The sequence below is a fragment of the Microbacterium sp. BLY genome, from assembly GCF_017939615.1.
Taxonomy (GTDB): domain Bacteria; phylum Actinomycetota; class Actinomycetes; order Actinomycetales; family Microbacteriaceae; genus Microbacterium.
Genome location: NZ_JAGKSR010000001.1, coordinates 18,885 through 37,557 on the forward strand (window position 1 = coordinate 18,885; position 18,673 = coordinate 37,557).

Annotated in this window: 18 protein-coding genes and 1 tRNA gene; 8 read left to right on the forward strand and 11 right to left on the reverse strand. The window is 70.7% G+C overall.

The window, feature by feature from the left end; translation table 11 throughout:
• Positions 1 to 32: 32 nt before the first annotated feature.
• A complete protein-coding gene (locus KAF39_RS00115) occupies positions 33 to 2,219 on the forward strand; it encodes an MMPL family transporter (RefSeq protein WP_210675427.1) in 2,187 nt (728 codons plus the stop codon).
• A 19-nt stretch (positions 2,220 to 2,238) separates the two neighbouring features.
• Here KAF39_RS00115 and KAF39_RS00120 read toward each other — a convergent pair.
• The 4 genes from KAF39_RS00120 to KAF39_RS00135 form a co-directional block, all read right to left on the reverse strand.
• A tRNA-Arg gene (locus tag KAF39_RS00120) sits at positions 2,239 to 2,312 on the reverse strand.
• Positions 2,313 to 2,361: 49 nt separating this feature from the next.
• On the reverse strand, positions 2,362 to 2,859 hold the full coding sequence (locus KAF39_RS00125) for an HNH endonuclease (protein ID WP_210675428.1): 498 nt from the start codon (positions 2,857 to 2,859) through the stop codon (positions 2,362 to 2,364).
• Positions 2,860 to 3,166: 307 nt separating this feature from the next.
• Complete coding sequence (locus KAF39_RS00130; RefSeq protein WP_307804976.1) at positions 3,167 to 3,922, reverse strand: M23 family metallopeptidase; 756 nt, start codon at positions 3,920 to 3,922, stop codon at positions 3,167 to 3,169.
• Positions 3,923 to 4,231: 309 nt separating this feature from the next.
• Positions 4,232 to 4,933, reverse strand: a complete 702-nt coding sequence (locus KAF39_RS00135; protein WP_105950253.1) for a metal-dependent transcriptional regulator — start codon at positions 4,931 to 4,933, stop codon at positions 4,232 to 4,234.
• A 78-nt stretch (positions 4,934 to 5,011) separates the two neighbouring features.
• Between KAF39_RS00135 and serC the strand changes: the two genes are divergently transcribed.
• Positions 5,012 to 6,124 (forward strand): phosphoserine transaminase, encoded by a 1,113-nt coding sequence (serC, locus tag KAF39_RS00140; RefSeq protein WP_210675430.1) that lies wholly within the window; start codon positions 5,012 to 5,014, stop codon positions 6,122 to 6,124.
• A gap of 9 nt (positions 6,125 to 6,133) precedes the next feature.
• Here serC and KAF39_RS00145 read toward each other — a convergent pair whose 3' ends face one another.
• Complete coding sequence (locus KAF39_RS00145) at positions 6,134 to 6,751, reverse strand: DUF3027 domain-containing protein (protein WP_210675431.1); 618 nt, start codon at positions 6,749 to 6,751, stop codon at positions 6,134 to 6,136.
• Entirely contained in the window at positions 6,735 to 7,115 is a 381-nt protein-coding gene (locus KAF39_RS00150) for a cold-shock protein (RefSeq protein ID WP_210675432.1), read from the reverse strand. The genes KAF39_RS00145 and KAF39_RS00150 overlap by 17 nt, the downstream gene beginning before the upstream one ends.
• Before the next feature lie 115 nt (positions 7,116 to 7,230).
• Here KAF39_RS00150 and KAF39_RS00155 point away from each other — a divergent pair, with 115 nt between their 5' ends.
• The 3 genes from KAF39_RS00155 to KAF39_RS00165 are packed head-to-tail and all read left to right on the forward strand — an operon-like array spanning position 7,231 to position 10,897.
• On the forward strand, positions 7,231 to 7,506 hold the full coding sequence (locus KAF39_RS00155) for a multidrug ABC transporter ATPase (RefSeq protein ID WP_210675433.1): 276 nt from the start codon (positions 7,231 to 7,233) through the stop codon (positions 7,504 to 7,506).
• A gap of 10 nt (positions 7,507 to 7,516) precedes the next feature.
• Entirely contained in the window at positions 7,517 to 9,220 is a 1,704-nt protein-coding gene (locus tag KAF39_RS00160) for a helicase-associated domain-containing protein (RefSeq protein ID WP_210675434.1), read from the forward strand.
• 36 nt (positions 9,221 to 9,256) lie between these two features.
• Positions 9,257 to 10,897: a DNA repair helicase XPB gene (locus KAF39_RS00165; RefSeq protein WP_210675435.1), complete on the forward strand. Its 1,641-nt coding sequence runs from the start codon at positions 9,257 to 9,259 to the stop codon at positions 10,895 to 10,897.
• Between the two features lie 14 nt (positions 10,898 to 10,911).
• Here KAF39_RS00165 and KAF39_RS00170 read toward each other — a convergent pair whose 3' ends face one another.
• On the reverse strand, positions 10,912 to 11,919 hold the full coding sequence (locus KAF39_RS00170; protein WP_210675436.1) for a CPBP family intramembrane glutamic endopeptidase: 1,008 nt from the start codon (positions 11,917 to 11,919) through the stop codon (positions 10,912 to 10,914).
• 118 nt (positions 11,920 to 12,037) lie between these two features.
• Between KAF39_RS00170 and KAF39_RS00175 the strand changes: the two genes are divergently transcribed.
• The 3 genes from KAF39_RS00175 to KAF39_RS00185 all read left to right on the forward strand — a co-directional run bounded on the left by KAF39_RS00175 (position 12,038) and on the right by KAF39_RS00185 (position 14,892).
• Positions 12,038 to 12,730: a response regulator transcription factor gene (locus tag KAF39_RS00175; protein ID WP_025105529.1), complete on the forward strand. Its 693-nt coding sequence runs from the start codon at positions 12,038 to 12,040 to the stop codon at positions 12,728 to 12,730.
• Between the two features lie 61 nt (positions 12,731 to 12,791).
• On the forward strand, positions 12,792 to 14,480 hold the full coding sequence (locus tag KAF39_RS00180; protein WP_210675437.1) for a cell wall metabolism sensor histidine kinase WalK: 1,689 nt from the start codon (positions 12,792 to 12,794) through the stop codon (positions 14,478 to 14,480).
• A 124-nt stretch (positions 14,481 to 14,604) separates the two neighbouring features.
• Positions 14,605 to 14,892, forward strand: a complete 288-nt coding sequence (locus KAF39_RS00185) for a WXG100 family type VII secretion target (protein WP_210675438.1) — start codon at positions 14,605 to 14,607, stop codon at positions 14,890 to 14,892.
• 75 nt (positions 14,893 to 14,967) lie between these two features.
• On the opposite strand, the gene groL is transcribed toward KAF39_RS00185, so the two are convergent.
• From groL to KAF39_RS00205, 4 genes are all read right to left on the reverse strand, one after another.
• Complete coding sequence (groL, locus tag KAF39_RS00190; protein WP_025105526.1) at positions 14,968 to 16,587, reverse strand: chaperonin GroEL; 1,620 nt, start codon at positions 16,585 to 16,587, stop codon at positions 14,968 to 14,970.
• A gap of 124 nt (positions 16,588 to 16,711) precedes the next feature.
• Positions 16,712 to 17,278 carry a LytR C-terminal domain-containing protein gene (locus KAF39_RS00195; RefSeq protein WP_307804979.1) on the reverse strand — a complete coding sequence of 189 codons (567 nt, stop codon included), beginning with the start codon at positions 17,276 to 17,278 and terminating at the stop codon, positions 16,712 to 16,714.
• A 71-nt stretch (positions 17,279 to 17,349) separates the two neighbouring features.
• Entirely contained in the window at positions 17,350 to 17,610 is a 261-nt protein-coding gene (locus KAF39_RS00200; protein ID WP_210675439.1) for a DUF3263 domain-containing protein, read from the reverse strand.
• A gap of 9 nt (positions 17,611 to 17,619) precedes the next feature.
• Positions 17,620 to 18,612, reverse strand: a complete 993-nt coding sequence (locus KAF39_RS00205) for a DUF2332 domain-containing protein (RefSeq protein ID WP_210675440.1) — start codon at positions 18,610 to 18,612, stop codon at positions 17,620 to 17,622.
• Positions 18,613 to 18,673: the final 61 nt, after the last annotated feature.

Consider the following 18,673-nt stretch of genomic DNA (forward strand, 5'->3'; position numbering starts at 1 on the left):
CCCCTCGAACGCCGCAGCTGAAAGGACCCCCGATGTCCCGCCCCGCCCCCGCACCGACGCCGCCGACCCGCGAGCGCACCCGACGCCATTCCTGGCTGCGGGTGTTCCTGCCCGTCGCCCTCATCCTGGTGTGGCTGGTCGGGGCGTCACTCGGCGGTCCGCTCTTCGGCAAGGTCGACGAGGTGTCCTCGAACGACCAGACGACCTACCTCCCGGAATCGGCGGACGCCACGACGGTGCAGCAGCTGCTCGGCGAGTTCACCGACAGCGACGCGATCCCCGCGATCGCCGTGTTCACATCCGAGGAGGAGCTGACGCCGTCGGAGCTCGAGGCCATCTCCGCGGCCGTCGCCGATGCCCCGGACGTCGAGGGGGTCGCGGACGATGTCTCCCCGGCCCTCCCGTCCGAGGACGGACGGGCCGTGCAGGCCTTCATCCCGATCGACGGCGACGCCGAGCTGAGCGAGGCCACGACGGCTCTCGGCGAGGAGCTCCGCGCCGCGGTGCCCGACGGCATCACCGTGTACATCACGGGACCGGCGGGCTTCACGGCCGACCTCGCCGCAGGCTTCGCGGGCATCGACGGTCTCCTGCTCGGCGTGGCCCTGCTCGCCGTGCTCGTGATCCTCGTCCTCGTCTACCGGTCGTTCCTGCTGCCGCTCGTCGTGCTCTCCACGAGCCTGTTCGCCCTGTGCGTCGCCCTCCTCGTCGTGTGGTGGCTGGCGAAATGGGAGATCCTCCTGCTCAGCGGCCAGACCCAGGGCATCCTCTTCATCCTCGTGATCGGCGCCGCGACCGACTATGCGCTGCTGTTCGTCGCGCGATACCGGGAGGAGTTGCGGGTGGCGCAGGACAAGGGCGTCGCCCTCCTCGCCGCATGGAAGGGGTCGGTCGAGCCGATCGTCGCCTCCGGCGGCACCGTGATCGCCGGACTCCTGTGCCTGCTGCTCAGCGATCTGAAGTCGAACAGCACGCTGGGTCCGGTCGCATCGATCGGCATCGTGTTCGCGATGCTCTCCGCCCTCACCCTCCTGCCGGCACTGCTCCTCCTGTTCGGCCGCGCGGTGTTCTGGCCCCGCCGTCCGCGGTTCGAGCCCGAGGTCGTCGCCGCGGAGCACGGCATGCGCACCACCGGCCTGTGGGCCCGGCTCTCCGGCCTCATCACCAAGCGCCCGCGGGCGATCTGGATCGTGACCACCCTCGTCCTGCTCGCCGGCGCCGCGGGAGTGACCCAGCTCGATGCGCAGGGCGTCCCGCAGTCCGACCTCGTGCTCGGTGCGTCCGAGGCACGGGACGGCCAGGTCGCACTCGGCGAGCACTTCCCCGGCGGCTCCGGCAGCCCCGTCTCGGTGATCGTGGACGAGGACCGCCTGCAGGACGCGGCGGACATCCTCCTCGACAACGACGGGGTGGACGGCGTGACGGTCACCGCCGCCGACTCCCCGAGCGGGACCGCGCCCGTCACCGCGGAAGGGATCACCGCCGTCGGGCCTCCCGGGACCCCGGCACCCGAGCCGACAACGGTCGACGGTCAGGTGCTCCTGCAGGGCACGCTGACGGATGCCGCCGATTCCGAGGCCGCCGCCTCCACCGTGCGCGAGCTGCGCACCGAGCTCGACGACCTCGGGGCCGCGGTGGGCGGGGTGACGGCGACGTCGATCGACACGAACGACGCGTCCATCCACGACCGCAACCTGATCATCCCGCTCATCCTGGTCGTCATCATGATCATCCTGATGCTGCTGTTGCGCTCGATCCTCGCGCCCGTGTTGCTGATCCTCACCACGGTGCTGTCGTTCGGGACCGCCCTCGGCGTCTCGGCGCTGGTGTTCAACGGCATCTTCGACTTCCCCGGTGCCGACCCTGCCGTCCCGCTCTACGGCTTCGTGTTCCTCGTCGCGCTCGGCATCGACTACAACATCTTCCTCATGACGCGGGTCCGGGAGGAGTCGAAGCAGCACGGCACCAGGGAGGGCATCCTCCGCGGACTCTCGATCACGGGTGGCGTGATCACCTCCGCGGGCCTGGTGCTCGCGGCGACCTTCGCGGCCCTGTCGGTGATCCCGATCCTGTTCCTCGTGCAGCTGGCGTTCATCGTCGCGTTCGGCGTGCTGCTGGACACCTTCGTCGTGCGGTCGCTGCTCGTCCCGGCGCTCTCGTATGACATCGGCAAGGCGATCTGGTGGCCGTCGAAGCTGTGGCGGCGCGGCGAACCCTGACACACGCGGACGCGGAGGGTGCCCTCGACAGGATTCGAACCTGCGACCTGCCCTTTAGGAGAGGGCTGCTCTATCCTGCTGAGCTACGAGGGCGCGCTGCCAGTCTACGGGACGGGGGCAACGCGCCCTCGCGCGTGCCAGGTCAGGCGGCGAGGGCCAGGTAGGGCTCCCAGCGTGGATCGCTGCGTTCGACACCCCGCACCGTCCACGCGGTCCCATGCGGGGGTCGCGGCGTGAACCGCAGCTGCCAGCGCATCTCCTGCGGGGTGCGATTGCTCTTGAGGTTGTTGCACCGCAGGCAGCAGGCGACGAGGTTCTCCCACGAGTCCGCTCCGCCGCGGGAACGCGGGAGGACGTGGTCGATGGTCGCGGCGGTCTTGCCGCAGTATCCACAGCGGTGCCCATCGCGCCGCAGGACGCCGCGCCGGGTGACCGGCACCCGCCGGCTCGTGGGGACGCGCACGTAGCGGGAGAGGATGATCACCGCCGGGCGGTCGTAGACGCCGCGGGTGCCCCAGACGGGGTCGTCCTCGACACGTTCGATCACCGTCGCCTTGTCGTTCATGACCAGGACGAGGGCTCTCTTGAAGGACACGATCGCCAAGGGCTCGTATCCGGCGTTCAGGACCAGTGTGCGCATTCGTCATCCTCTCGATCCGCCGGGACGGCTTCCCGGCACTCTCGACTCACACGACGTCGTGCAGGAGGAAGAGTGTTCGCAGGGACGAGAAAAGGCGCCGTCTAGAGACGGCGCCTTTCGCGCGCGGCGGTACCGCGGCATCCCTGCGGGCAATGCCGAAGGACGTGACGACCGAGAGCGTCCATGGTTCGGATGCTCGGTGTTCGCTTCATCAGCCTCTCCCGCCTGTATGACGACGGGTTCAGGCTAACCCATCCCGCGAGGACCGAGGCGGAACGGCAGATGAATGCTCGAGAACGTGTCCTGGTCAGCCGGCGTTGACGGAGAGCCAGGACATCGGCTCGACGAGGCCGCCGTTGATCCAGACCTCGAAGTGCAGGTGGTTCGCGGTGGAGCGCCCGGTGCTGCCGACGTAGCCGATCAGCTGTCCGGCGGCGACCGTCTGGCCGGCCTGGACCTGGCGCGATCCGTAGAGCATGTGACCGTACGTGGTCTGCACCTGCTGGCCGCCCACGACGCTGTCGAGCATCACGGCGACGCCGTAGCCGCCGATGCTCTCGGCGGACGCGCGGACGACGCCCGCGGCAGCGGCATAGATCGGAGTACCGGCCGGCGCGAGCATGTCGGCGCCGTTGTGGCCGCCGCCGATCGTGCGGCTGACGTTCCAGGAGCCGAGCGGCAGCGGGTAGCGGACCTGGCCGGAGCCCGGGGCCACGAGCGCGTATCCGGCGGTGTTGAAGTTGCCGGAGGACGGAGCGGAGGCGGACGCGGCGGCAGCGGCGGCCCGGGCCGCGGCGGCCGCAGCCTCCTCGGCCTTCTTCTTCTCGATCTCCTCGGGCGTCGTCGCGGTGAAGGTTCCGCGGACGAGCGGTGCGGCGGTCGCCTCGGAGGCGACCACGAGCGACTGCGCGTCGACTGCGGCGAGCTGCTGCACGGTCTGCGCGGTCGCATCGGTCGGCTTGGACGCCGCATACGCGGGAAGGGCGACGGCGGCGACGAGAGCGCCGACGGCGCCGAAGATCGCCACCGACCGGAGAGGGGCTGCGATCTTTCGAGCGTTCACCCGGGCGCCGGTGCGTCGGGCGGGTACTCGATCTTCAGATGTCTTCGCGGTCGGTTCGATGTCTGCGGCCAAAACGTGGTCCTCCTGAGCCTTCGCACCTCGGGCGGCGCTGGCCCGTCGACACTCTGCCCCAGGGCAGGAATGCACCACTCGGGTTCGAGTGCATCCCTCATGGAGAAGACGACGAGCCGGAAGGCGGATCTTCGCGGTTCGCCCCCAGCGGGCTTCTTCGCTGAGGACCTGACCGAGGTTACCGGAAGATAACGATCATGTCACCCTGGGAAACTGACAATACGCGGTGAGGGGCGTTCAGGCGGGTTCGCCGACGAGGAAGATGTGGGACGCCAGCTCGACGGGGAGTTCGAGGCCTTCCTCCTTACCGTCCATCTGGATGAGCACGTAGCCCTCGTTGAAGCGGAAGTCTCCGTGCGCTCCGGGGACGACACCCGCATCGCGCAGCTGCTCCAGCAGCTCGGGATCCACCTGAGCGGGCTCGGCCAGACGGCGGACGGTGCCCTCGACGGGCTCCCCCGCGGCGTTCAGCCGCTGCACGAGGCCGATGACCCCCTCATCGAAGGTGCGTGCGGGGAGGTCGCCGAGCTGGTCGAGACCGGGGATCGGGTTGCCGTAGGGCGACTCGGTCGGGTGACCGAGCAGCTCGACGAGACGTCGCTCCACCTGCTCGCTCATGACGTGCTCCCACCGGCAGGCCTCTTCATGGACGAACGCCCAGTCGAGCCCGATGACGTCGGACAGCAGACGCTCCGCGAGCCGGTGCTTGCGCATCACGTCCACGGCCTTCCGGCGGCCCGCGTCGGTCAGCTCGAGCGTGCGGTCCTCGGACACGACCACCAGCCCGTCGCGCTCCATGCGCCCGACGGTCTGGGAGACGGTGGGCCCGGAGTGGCCGAGGCGCTCCGAGATGCGCGCGCGCAGCGGGACGATGTTCTCCTCCTCGAGCTCGAGGATGGTGCGGAGATACATCTCCGTGGTGTCGATCAGATCGGTCATGTGGGCCCTCCGAAGTTCTTAGGCAAGCCTACATTCCCCCGGCGACATCGGATCGGCGCTCCCCCCTAGAATCAAGCCATGGCGATCGAGATTCCCCGTGACCTCCTGCCCACTGACGGCCGCTTCGGCTGCGGCCCCTCGAAGGTGCGCGGCGCGCAGCTCGAGTCGCTCGTCACGGCGGGAGCCTCCGTCCTCGGGACGTCGCATCGCCAGGCTCCGGTGAAGAACCTCGTCGGCAGCACCCGCGAGCAGCTCGCCGCGCTGTTCCGCCTGCCCGAGGGGTACGAGATCATCCTGGGCAACGGCGGGTCGACCGCGTTCTGGGACGCGGCGGCCTTCGGCCTCATCGAACGGCGCAGCCAGAACCTCGTCTTCGGCGAGTTCGGCGGCAAGTTCGCCAAGGCGGCCGGCGCCCCCTGGCTCGAGGCGCCGGACGTGCGCTCGGCCGAGCCCGGCTCGCGGAGTGCCGCGGAGATCGTCGACGGCGTGGACGTCTACGCCTGGCCGCACAACGAGACCTCGACGGGCGTGTCCGCTCCGGTCGAGCGGGTGCGGGCGGAAGGCGCGCTGACCGTGATCGACGCGACGAGCGCCGCGGGCGGCATCGACGTCGACATGGCGCAGGCGGACGTGTACTACTTCGCCCCGCAGAAGAACCTCGGCTCCGACGGCGGACTCTGGTTCGCCGCCGTCTCCCCCGCCGCCATCGACCGCATCGAGCGGATCGCCGCCTCCGGCCGGTACATCCCGGAGTTCCTCAGCCTCAAGCACGCGCTGGACAACTCGCGGCTGAACCAGACGCTGAACACCCCCGCGCTCGCGACCCTGCTGCTCCTGGACAACCAGCTCCAGTGGATCCTCGACAACGGCGGCCTCGCCTGGGCGGCCGCCCGCACGGCCGAGTCCTCCTCGGTGCTGTACGACTGGGCCGAGGCCTCCGCCGTGGCGACGCCCTTCGTCAGCGACCCGGCGCACCGTTCGCCCGTCGTGGCGACCATCGACTTCGACGAGAGCGTCGATGCGGCGGCGATCGCGAAGGCGCTGCGCGCCAACGGCATCGTGGACACCGAGCCGTACCGCAAGCTCGGCCGCAACCAGCTGCGGGTGGCGACCTTCGTCTCGATCGAGCCGGACGACGTGCGTCAGCTCATCCGCGCCATCGACTTCGTGCAGGAGAATCTGGGCGGCTGACCGCCCGGGTCACTCCTCGTCGTCGCCGGCGTACGCATCGCGGGCGTCGGCGTCGTCGTCTCCGGACTCGTCGCCGTCATACGAATCGTCGTCGTCATCCTCGTCGGACTCTTCGTCGTCGGAGTCCTCGGCGGAATCATCCAGTTCGTCGATGTCGACGCCGTCCAGGTCGCCCGCGTGCAGGATGTCGGAGCCGTCGTCGTCGAGGTCGTCCTCGCCGAGGGCGTCGTCTTCGACATCGTCGCCGTCCTCCGCGTCATCCGCCTCCGGCGCGTCCTCCGCGGCCGCGGCCGCCTCGGCCAGCTCCGCCTGGTGCGCGCGGTACTCGGCCAGGCGTTCCGCCCACGGCACCCATTCCGGCGCGAGCAGGGCGCCGTCGCCGGGCAGCAGCTCGACCTCGAGGACGGTGGGCTCCTCGTCGTCCACGCGGGCGACGGTGACGGTCCAGTACCAGCCGGGGTAGCCGGGAAGACGGTTCTCGAACCGCAGGGAGACGGACCCGTCATCCTCCGGCACGAAGCCGGCGGCCGGACCGATGGTCGCCGCGGGAGTGATCTCCCGCAGCGACGCGAGCGCGAGGTCGTGCGCCTCGATGAGGCGCGCGTCGGCGTCAGGCTTCGAGGTCATCGGCGACCTTGCGGAGGACGGCCGCGATCTTGCGGCCGTGGCTGGAGGAGGGATAGCGGCCGCGGCGCAGGTCGCCCCCGATGCCGTCGAGGAGCTTCACGAGATCCTCGATGATGATGGCCATGTCGTCGGCGGGCTTGCGCTTCGCCTTCGCCAGGCTGGGCGGCGCTTCGAGCACGCGCACCGACAGCGCCTGCAGGCCGCGCTTGCCGTCGGCCACGCCGAACTCCACGCGCGCACCCGCCTTCACCACGGTGCCGGCGGGCATCGCGGAGGCGTGCAGGAAGACGTCCTGGCCGTCATCGCTGGCGATGAAGCCGAAACCCTTGTCTTCGTCGTAGAACCTGACCTTGCCGGTGGGCATGGGAGAACCTCGCTGGAATCGAATGCAGAACGGAGCGCGCTCGTGCGCGTGCCCCCAGCCTACCGGTCACCGGCGGAACGGAACCGCTCCCGCGGGTGCGAGTAGGGTGGGACCGATGAGCACGAAGAACCCCGGACCGGAGGTCCCCATCCGTCGGATCGACCGCATCCTGGCCTTCACCGCGCTCGGCATCGCGGCCGCCTCGGTGATCTGCTTCTTCGTCATCATCATCGGCACCGCGCTGGGCATGGACCGGGCCGCGTTCGGGGAGGGCCTGTGGCCCCTGATCGCGGCGATCCCCTACTGGGGTCTCCCGGTCGCGTTCGTGATGATCATCGTCCTGCTGGTGATGAGCTTCGTGCGGAAGGGGCGCGCCGAGTCGCGTCGTTGAGGCCGCACAGATGAGCACGCACGCACGACCGCTGGCCGACCACCTGGCCGCGGCGAGCGATGACGAGCTGGCCGGGCTGTTCGCCGCCCGCGGCGTGCGCCCCGACGTCGGATGGCAGGACCTCTTCGATGCGGCGGAGGCGCTGCTCGAACCGTCCTCGGTGGGACGCGCACTCCCCCTCCTCACCGCGTCCGAGGCCGCCGCGCTCGTCGACGCCGTCGCGGGGGACGGCGCCGGTGACGAGAGGGCGCGCCTGACCGCGCTCGCTCTGCTCCGTCCGGACGGCACCCCCCACCCGCCGGTCTCGGAGGCCGTCGCAGAACGGTCGCGACCCGCACCCCTCGATGAGACGCCGACGCCGGCTGCGAGCGAGGCCGTCGCCGCGCACGCCGCGGAGCGGGCCTTCACCACCGTCGGCGTGCTCGCGGACATCCTCCTCCTCGCCAGGGATCAGCCGTTCACCCTGCTCATGGGCGGGGCCGTGAGCGCGGGGCAGAAGCGACAGCTGTCCGAGCTCGGTCTCGACGTCGAGAGCGTCGATCCGCTGGTGGCGCTCGCCCTCCGCGCCGACCTCGCGACTCCCGCCGACCGGCTGCTGCGCACCACGACGACCGCGGAGGACTGGCTCCGCTCCCCCGCCACGGCGCGCTGGGCGCGACTGGCGACGGCGTTCCGCGACACCCTCCCCCGGGGGCTGCGCTCGGCGAGCGGTGGCTGGATCCCTGCGTCGGCATGGCCCCACGCGCACCCGTGGGACCCGTCCTGGCCGGCGGAGGCCGCACGGCAGGCCGAGGCCGCCCGGCTGCTCGGCCTCATCGCCGAAGACGGCTCGGAGCCGGCCTGGGCGCACGCACTCCGGCGCGGAGACGCGGCCGACCCCTCCGGGCTCTCGGCGCTCCTGCCCACCGAGGTCGACCGGATCTTCCTGCAGAACGACCTCACCGCCATCGCGCCGGGGCCGTTGCAACCGGCACTCGATGTGCGCCTGCGCACCCTGGCGCGCCGGGAGTCCGCGGCGCAGGCCTCGTCGTACCGGTTCACCGCGGAGTCGGTGGCCCATGCGTTCGCCGCCGGGGAGGACGAGGCCTCGATCCTGGAGTTCCTGGGCGGCATCTCGCTCACCGGCATCCCGCAGCCACTCGGCTATCTCGTCGCACAGACCGCCCAGCGCCACGGCCTCGTGCGCGTCTCCGTCGACGACGAGACCGGGCGGACCCGTGTGGAGAGCGCGGACCCGCACCTCCTCGAGGCGATGGCCGTCGATCAGTCCCTGCGTCCGCTCGGGCTCACCGCTCACGTCGGGTCGCTGACGACCAAGGTCGGCCAGGACACCGTCTACTGGGCGCTGACCGACGCCCGCTACCCGGCGACGCTCGTCGACCGCGACGGCGCCGTCACGGTGCGGACCCGGCATGCGGCGGCGACGGCGGAACCGGTGGCGACCCCCGACTACGGCCCGCTGATCGCCCGGCTCCGCGCCCGGCAGGGACCGGATGCGGACGCCGCCTGGCTCGACCGGGAGCTGGAGGCGGCCGTCCGCGCGAAGGCCGTGCTGCGGGTGACGGTCGGCATGCCCGACGGCTCCACCCGCGACCTCCTGCTCGAAGCCACCGGTCTCGGCGGCGGACGCCTGCGGGGCCGCGACCGGGCGGCCGACGTCGAGCGCACTCTCCCCGTGTCGAGCATCCGCGCCGCGACCGTCGTCCCGTCCTAGGCCCCGTGCAGCCACGGGCCGGTAGGCTGGTCTGCTATGTCTGATGGCCCCCTGATCGTCCAGAGCGACCGCACCGTGCTGCTCGAGGTCGCCCATGCCGACGCCGAGAGCGCCCGCCACGAGCTGGCGATCTTCGCCGAGCTGGAGCGCGCCCCCGAGCACATCCACACCTACCGGATCACGCGACTCGGCCTCTGGAACGCGCGTGCCGCCGGCCACACCGCCGAGGACATGCTGGAGACGCTCGACCGCTGGTCGCGCTTCCCCGTGCCGCCGTCCGTCGCCGTCGACCTCCGCGAGACGGTCAACCGGTACGGACGCCTGGTCATCGAGCGCGACGACGAAGGCGTGCTCATCCTCCGCTCCTCCGACCCCGCCGTGCTGGCGCAGGTCGCCCACAACAAGCGCATCCAGCCGCTGCTCATCGGACACCCGACGCCGGAGACGTTCGTCGTCGACGCGTGGGCCCGCGGCCAGATCAAGCAGGAGCTCCTGAAGATCGGCTGGCCGGCGGAGGACCTCGCCGGCTACACGCCCGGCACGCCGCACGAGATCGAGCTCGCCGAGGACGGGTGGACCATCCGTCCGTACCAGCAGGACGCGGTCGACGCCTTCTCGAAGGACGGCTCCGGGGTGGTCGTTCTCCCCTGCGGCGCGGGGAAGACCATCGTCGGCGCCGGGGCCATGGCCGCCACAAAGACCACGACCCTGATCCTCGTGACCAACACCGTCTCGGCCCGCCAATGGCGGGACGAGCTGCTCAAGCGGACGAGCCTCACACCGGAGGAGATCGGCGAGTACTCCGGGCAGGCGAAGGAAGTGAAGCCGGTCACGATCGCGACCTACCAGATCCTCACGGCGAAGCGGAAGGGCGAGTACGCCCACCTGGCGCTGCTGGACGCCCTGGACTGGGGTCTGATCGTCTACGACGAGGTGCACCTGCTGCCCGCGCCCGTGTTCAAGCTGACGGCCGACCTGCAGGCGCGCCGGCGCATCGGCCTCACCGCCACCCTGGTCCGGGAGGACGGGCGGGAAGGCGACGTCTTCAGCCTCATCGGCCCGAAGCGCTTCGACGCGCCCTGGAAGCAGATCGAGGCGCAGGGCTTCATCTCCCCCGCCGCCTGCTTCGAGGTGCGGGTCGATCTGCCCCCGGCGGACCGGCTGGAGTACGCCGCGGCGACGGACGACGAGCGGTACCGGCTGGCGGCGTCCGCCCCGGCGAAGATCGATGCCGTCCGCGAACTCATCGCCGCCCACCAGGGTGAGCAGATCCTCGTGATCGGCCAGTACCTCGATCAGCTCGACGCGCTCTCCCAGGCGCTCGACGCCCCGCAGATCACCGGCTCCACTCCGGTCGAGGAGCGGGAGGAGCTCTACCGGGCGTTCCGGGAGGGCGAGATCTCGCTGCTCGTCGTGTCGAAGGTCGCGAACTTCTCGATCGACCTCCCGGAGGCGTCCGTCGCCATCCAGGTGTCGGGCTCGTTCGGCTCGCGCCAGGAGGAGGCGCAGCGCCTCGGGCGTCTGCTGCGCCCCAAGCAGTCGGGGCACACCGCGAGCTTCTACACGCTCGTGGCACGCGACACGATCGACCAGGACTACGCGCAGAACCGGCAGCGGTTCCTCGCGGAGCAGGGCTACAGCTACACGATCATGGACGCCGAGGCGATCGCCGCCTGAGGCCGGGCACGCCGTCAGCCGTGGAGCCGGCGCGGCAGCACGTGGGTCCCCGCGGCGACGTCGGCGACCGTTGCCGTGCGGGCGATGCCCCGGCGGCGCGCCCACCGATCGGCGACGACGGCGAAGACGAGCATCGCGAGCGCGGAGCCGAGCAGGTCGACGGGTGTCCCCGAGGTCGCGTTGGCATCGACGACCCCGACGGACCCCATCAGGAAGATCATCAGGTTGTTGACGATGTGCAGCGCGATCGCCGCTTCCAGGCCTCCGGTGCGCCACGTCAGCCAGGCGGCGACGACGGCGAAGAGGCCGACGCTCGCCGCTCCCCACACGTCGTAGCCGTGTCCCAGGACGAAGAGCGGGACCGGGAGCAGGATCGCGAACGCCGGATGCCGCAGCCACCGGCCGACGAGCTGCATCAGGTACCCGCGGAAGACGTACTCCTCCGCCGCCGCCTGGAACGGGATCAGCGCGAGCAGCAGGATCACCATGAGCGGGATCCCCGGGTGCGAGAAGTCGGGCGTCACCTGGTCGCCGGCCGCCGCCGACCAGCCGAGCACCACGGCGAAGTACACCACGAACACGGCGAACGCCAGAGCGAGGGTCCGCCACAGCCAGCCCATCCGCAGCCGGCCGGTGACCGACGACAGCAGGCCGACGCCACGCCCCTGCACGATGCGCGAGGCCAGCAGCAGGGCCGGGATCATCAGGATGAGCGGCAGCACGAGCGCCACGAGGAGCCACGGACGATCCAGCTGGAAGTACGCCGTCGTCCGCAGCAGCAACGGCAGCTCCGCACCCCACTCGGGGATGACAGCGGCCAGGACGACGACCGGCACGATCACGAGGAGGAGGATCGCGAGGTAGAGGACGAAGCCGAGGACTCCCGTGAGGAGCGGCTTCCACCACCGCGGACGCGGGCGGAGGAAGGCCAGGCGGTGGTACTCCGCCCCGTCCGAGAGGGGCGGCGACGACGATGCGGGCGGGGAGACGGGGGCGGCGACGGCGTCCTCGATCGAACTCATACCTCGATCCTCTCCCGCGCCGCTGGGGAGCGCATCCACCCTGCGGCGGAGCGAGCGTGTCCACGCCGTTCCGCACGATAATCAGCCCGCGCATGGCCGAAGTCACCATAATGGGGTCATGACTGCTGCGCGCATCCTGGTCGTCGACGACGAGCCCAACATCCGCGACCTGCTCTCGACGGGTCTCAGCTTCGCCGGGTTCCAGGTGAAGACGGTGGCCAACGGCGCCGCCACGATCTCGGCTGTCCTCGAGGAGGAGCCGGACCTCATCATCCTGGACGTCATGCTCCCCGACATGAACGGGTTCAGCGTGACCAAGCGCCTGCGCGGAGCGGGGTTCACGGCACCGATCCTCTTCCTCACCGCGAAGGACGGCACCGAGGACAAGATCGAAGGCCTGAACGCGGGCGGCGACGACTACGTCACCAAGCCGTTCAGCCTCGACGAGATCGTCGCCAGGGCCCAGGCCATCCTCCGCCGGACGATGCAGGCCGACGAGGAGTCGATCATCCGTGCCGGCGAGCTCTCGATGGATCAGGACACGCACGACGTGCACGTCGGCAAGGAGCCGATCGACCTGAGTCCCACCGAGTTCAAGCTCCTCCGCTACCTCATGCTCAACCCCAATCGGGTGCTGTCGAAGGCGCAGATCCTCGACCACGTGTGGGAGTACGACTTCAACGGCGACGCCGGCATCGTCGAGAGCTACATCTCCTACCTGCGGCGCAAGATCGACCCGCACACCGAGGAGTCGCTGATCCAGACGAAGCGCGGCTTCGGCTACATGCTCAAGGTCGGCAAGACGGTCTGAGACCGCCGTTCCACCACCCGCCGTCCCCGGACGGCACCGCCGTCGCAGCAGGGAGGACCGCATGGCGCACAAGCCCGATGCGGTCACCGCCTGGTGGCGACGCATCAGTCTGCGCGCCAAGGTCACCGGCGTCACGGTCGCCGTCCTCGCGCTCGGTCTGCTCGTCGCGGGCATCGGCACGGTGCCGCTCCTGCGCAACGCACTCGTCGAGAACATCAATGCGCAGCTTCCGGCGCTGGTGACCAGCGACCTCGTCAACCGCTACTTCGACACGACGACGATCGACGGCGTCACCACCTACACCCCGCGGGACGAGAAGCCGCGCGACTTCTCCTTCGCGGTCTACGACGCGGAGGGCGCGCTCCGCGCCACCGCGCCGAGCGCATCGGGACGGGCGCCGGTCTTCCCCGCGCAATACTCGCTGTCGGACGCCCAGGCCGACGAGGAGCAGGTGCTGGCCCTCGAGGACGCGGACGGCGGCGTCTACCACGCGGCGTCCGCCGTCGTGCAGCAGGAGGGCGACCCCCTCAGCGTCCAGATGGTGGCGCTGCCCCTCGCCGAGGCGGACCGCATCATCAGCCAGTACTTCGGGATCTACATCACGATCGCGCTCATCACGATCTTCGTCGCGGCGCTCCTCACGCGTGGTCTGGTCACGCTCACCTTCCGCCGGCTCGGGCAGGTGGAGCAGACCGCCATGTCCATCGCCGCCGGCGACTTCCGGCAGCGACTCACCGACCTGGAGCCGACCACCGAGGTCGGACGCCTGAACGCGGCCATCAACACGATGCTCGATCGCGTCGACCGCTCGCTGGCGCAGCGCGACCGGACCGTGCAGCACATGCGACGGTTCATCGGCGACGCGAGCCACGAGCTGCGGACGCCGCTCGTCAGCGTCCGCGGGTACGCCGAGCTCTACCGCATGGGTGCGATCAAGGGCGAGGAGGACACGGCGCGGGCCATGGAGCGCATCGAGAAGGAGGCCATTCGGATGGGCGTCCTCGTGGAGGACCTGCTCGCCCTGGCTCGTCTCGACGAGGAGCGGGAGCCGCAGATCGTTCCCCTCGACCTCCGTCCCATCGCCCGTGACGCCGCCCTGGACGTGCGGGCGGCCGCACCCGGGCGCATGATCTCCGTCATCGACCGGACGCTGGAGAACATGCCGACCGCCCCGATCCGTACGCCGGTCGTCCCGATCACACCGGAACCTGCGCCGAAGACGCGCCCCCGGGCCACCCTGTCGCGCCTGCGCCGTCGGCCGCGGCAGCCCGAGCAGCCGCCCGCGATCGACTTCAGCGAGGTGCCCGACATCCCCGTCCGGACGCCGCCGATCGTGCTCGGAGAAGAGAACAAGGTGCGGCAGGTCGTCACGAACCTGCTCGGCAACGCGCGCCGCTTCTCCCCCGAAGACAGCCCCATCGAGATCGTGGTGGACTCGGATCGCAGCGCCGGACGGGCGAGCATCTCGATCGTCGACCACGGCGAGGGTGTCCCACCGCAGATCCGCGAGCAGATCTTCGAGCGGTTCTGGCGCGCCGACACCTCGCGGGCCCGTGAGACCGGAGGCTCCGGTCTCGGCCTCGCCATCGTCGCGTCCATCCTCAAGGCGCTGAACGGCGATATCGCGGTGTCCGAGACCCCGGGCGGCGGAGCGACGTTCACGGTGACGCTTCCCCTCGCCCCGGCGCGGTCGACGCCGGAGCACCTGCTCGAGGACACGCAGCCGCTCGACCGGCTCGACCTGCCGTAGCGGCCCCTCCTCCACCGAGCACCGCGCCCGGCGCGTTCTCCTCGGCCTCCCGTGAACTCGCCGCGGTCGACGGTGTCGCCGACGGCACCGCGCGTAGCGTCGGGGCTTCTCGAAAGGAGTCCCCATGACCGTCTTCACCGTCGACACCGACGCCGTCCATGCGGCGGAGGCCGCCACCCGCGCCACCATCGAGCGCCTGCGCACGGAATCCGCCACCCTCATGTCGCAGCTCCGGCAGCTGCAGGGCAGCTGGGTCGGGGCGGCCGCCACCGCATTCCAGGGGTGCGCCGAACAATGGCAGGGCGCCCAGCAGCACGTCGAGCTCGTCCTGGACGGGATCGGCACCTCGCTCGGCTCCGTGGCCACGCAGTACGCCGAGGCGGACCAGTTCTCCGCCAGCCTGTTCCGCTGAGTACACGCAGAAAGCCCCCGGCCGGAGCCGGGGGCTTTCTGTCAGTGAGACGGAGTCTCTGAACCTCTCAGAGGGTCAGAAGTCCATGCCGCCCGTAGGGTCACCCGCGGGAGCAGCGGCCTTCTCCGGCTTGTCGGCGACGACGGCCTCGGTCGTCAGGAACAGGCCGGCGATCGACGCGGCGTTCTGCAGCGCCGAGCGCGTCACCTTCGCCGGGTCGATGATGCCCTGTGCGAACATGTCGCCGTACTCGCCGCTGGCGGCGTTGAGGCCCTGGCCCGCGGGGAGCTCGGAGACCTTGTTGGCGACGACACCCGGCTCGAGACCGGCGTTCAGCGCGATCTGCTTCAGCGGAGCCTCGATCGCCACGCGGACGATGTTCGCACCGGTCGCCTCGTCGCCCTCGAGCGAGAGAGCGTCGAGCGCCTTCGTGCCGGACTGGATGAGCGCGACGCCACCACCGGGGACGATGCCCTCCTCGACGGCCGCCTTCGCGTTGCGGACGGCGTCCTCGATGCGGTGCTTGCGCTCCTTGAGCTCGACCTCGGTCGCAGCGCCCGCCTTGATGACGGCCACGCCACCGGCGAGCTTCGCCAGACGCTCCTGCAGCTTCTCGCGGTCGTAGTCGCTGTCGGTGTTCTCGATCTCGCGACGGATCTGCGTGACGCGACCCTCGATCTGGTCGGCCTCGCCGGCACCCTCGACGATCGTGGTCTCGTCCTTCGTGACGATGACCTTGCGCGCACGACCCAGCAGGTCGAGCGTGGCGTTCTCGAGCTTCAGGCCCACCTCTTCGGTGATGACCTGACCGCCCGTGAGGATCGCGATGTCCTGCAGCTGCGCCTTGCGACGGTCGCCGAAGCCGGGGGCCTTGACGGCGACCGACTTGAAGATGCCCTTGAGCTTGTTCAGCACGAGGGTCGCGAGAGCCTCGCCCTCGACGTCCTCGGCGATGATGACGAGCTCCTTGCCGTCCTGGATCACCTTGTCGACGATGGGCAGGAGGTCCTTGATGTTCGAGACCTTCTGGTTCGCGATGAGGATGTACGGGTCCTCGAAGACGGCCTCCTGGCGCTCCGGGTCCGTGACGAAGTACGGGTTGAGGTAGCCCTTGTCGAAGCGCATGCCCTCGGTGAGTTCGAGCTCGGTGCCGAAGGTCTGCGACTCCTCGACGGTGACGACACCCTCCTTGCCGACCTTGTCGATGGCCTCGGCGATGAGCTCGCCGATCGCGGGGTCGGCGGCCGAGATGGAGGCGGTCGCGGCGATCTGCTCCTTGGAGTCGATCTCCTTCGCCGTGCTCAGCAGCTCCTCGGTGATCGCGGCGACGGCCTTCTCGATGCCGCGCTTGAGCGAGATGGGGTCGGCGCCGGCCGCGACGTTGCGCAGCCCCTCGCGGACCAGGGCCTGGGCGAGCACCGTGGCGGTCGTCGTGCCGTCACCGGCGACGTCGTCGGTCTTCTTCGCGACCTCCTTGACGAGCTCCGCACCGATCTTCTCGTACGGGTCGTCCAGCTCGATCTCCTTGGCGATGGAGACACCGTCGTTCGTGATCGTGGGGGCGCCCCACTTCTTCTCGAGCACGACGTTGCGACCACGCGGGCCGAGGGTCACCTTGACCGCGTCGGCGAGGATGTTGAGGCCACGCTCGAGGCCGCGGCGGGCCTCCTCATCGAAGGCGATGATCTTTGCCATGAGTTTTGTCGTCCCTCCTGGACGTAGACGGTGGGTTTAGCACTCAGAGTGAGAGAGTGCTAACGCCATTCTGGCACTCGACACCATCGAGTGCAAGCCGCGTGGTCCGGTGGGGACACCGGTGTCAGGGCGCGGGAGTCTCCGGGGCCGCCGCCGTCCGGTCGACGCCGATCACGACGGTCAGCTGCTTCTGCCCGTCCTCGGTCTGCCCGGCGTAGTAATCGCTCTGCTGGACCTGGGCACCGCCGATGATCCCGGCCAGACCGGTCGCCGCCTCCTCGTCCTCCGCGCTGACGTAGTAGACGGTGGTGGTCGCGAAGTCGTCGCTCTCGCTGTCGCTCGCGAGCACGCTCGCGGCCGGCCAGCCCTCGTTGATGAGGGTGTCGCGCATCTGGTCGTCGAGCCCGTCGTCCGGCGACGCGTTGAGAATCAGCACCGAGTAGGAGGTGTCGATGACACCGGTCTGCTCCGGCGTGGGGGCCGCGGACGGCGCCGCCTCGGGGAACAGGTCGATCCGCCCCATGACCGTGAGCGCCCCGAAGATGCCGACGATGATGAGCACCAGCGCGGCGACGAACGACCACAGCAGCACGACCCAGCCGTTCATGCCCGGCTCTTCCGCGCGGTGTGCTCCCACGCGTCCGGTCGTACGGGGGACCTCGTCGAAACGATCACGGGAGGGCTTGGACACCCCTCGATGCTAGCGGCACGTCGCTGACAAACCGGTCCGCGGCCTCCGGGCGTCGCCGGTCCGCCGGGCGTTCAGCCGGTGAAGCCGGGGATCCGCGCGGCGCGCCGGGCGCCGCGCGAGTCACGGAGTCGCCGCAGCCGTCGCACCAGCATCGGGTCGAACTCGAGGGCCGCCTCGGAGTCGATCAGCCGGCCGAGGAGCTGGTAGTAGCGGGCCGCGCTCATGCCGAGGCGGGCCCGGATGACCTCCTCCTTCATCCCGCCGTGGCGCGGCCAGGCGGCCTCCAGGGCGAGGATCGCGCGGTCGCGCTCCGTGAGGGCATCTGCGGACATGTCCTCAGATTAGGTCGCCGTCGGCGGATCATCCGCGCGCCACTCCCACCGAGCCCCGAGCGGATCGGCGGCGGCACGCACCCGGCCGTCGAGGGCGACCACGAAGCCGGGCCAGGACTCCGCGGCGACGGGGGGCTCCCAGACGTCGAGGAGCGCCGGTGGGTCGAGGGTGATCCAGCGCGCCGACAGCCCGGCGATGCGGGCGAGCAGCTCCTCCCGCCCCGCCCGCGGAATGTGCACGAGCACGCCAGGAGTCGTGATGACGAGCGTGGCCTCCGACGGGGCCGAGCGGGCGAGTCGCTCCACCTCCGCGACCGCGTCGCCCGCGACGAGCAGCGGCGGATCGGCGGCGGCGATGTCGAGAGCGGCGGCGATGCGCTCCTCCCGCCCGTCCTCCCCCGGCCAGACCAGGGCCCGCAGCCAGGCACGGTCCTCGTCGCGCCGGGCATCGAGCGGAGCGAGATCGATGCCCGCCCGCCACACGACGTCGGGCATCCGCAGCCGCGGCAGCTCGCCGGACACGGCGCACTCCAGCACCACCGACGACGGGCCGTCCGCGGGATCGAGGGAACGGCGCAGGGCTCCCTCGTCGTCGATGAAGCGGTACGAGTAGCGGTCGGGATAGAGGCAGAGGCCGGCGGAGGCGCCGACTTCCAGCAGGGCGAGCGGCCCGTCGATCTCGGACAGCACAGGCAGCAGCGCGGCCGTCCGGAGCGGCTCGTTGGTCTGGAGCGCGCGCCGCGTGCATTCGAGGACGAGGCGGTCTCCGTGGGCGAGCACGAAGCGACGCCACTGCCGGTACGGCCCGTGCGGCGCACCGAGCAGACGGGAGACGGCGAAGACGAGCGGCGGCTGGCGCCGGTTCGCGGGGATGCGGTGGAGCAGCCCGCGGACCTCCTCGTCGTCTGCGACCCCGGCCGCCCATTCGGCGTACAGGGCGCTGCGCCCCGGGGCCTCGGCGTGCGCGAATCGGGCGTAGCGCTCCTGCACGGCGTCCGTCATGCGTCCATTCTGTCGCGGAGCGCCACGAAGGCTCCGCACGAGGGAGAATGGAGGGGACTCA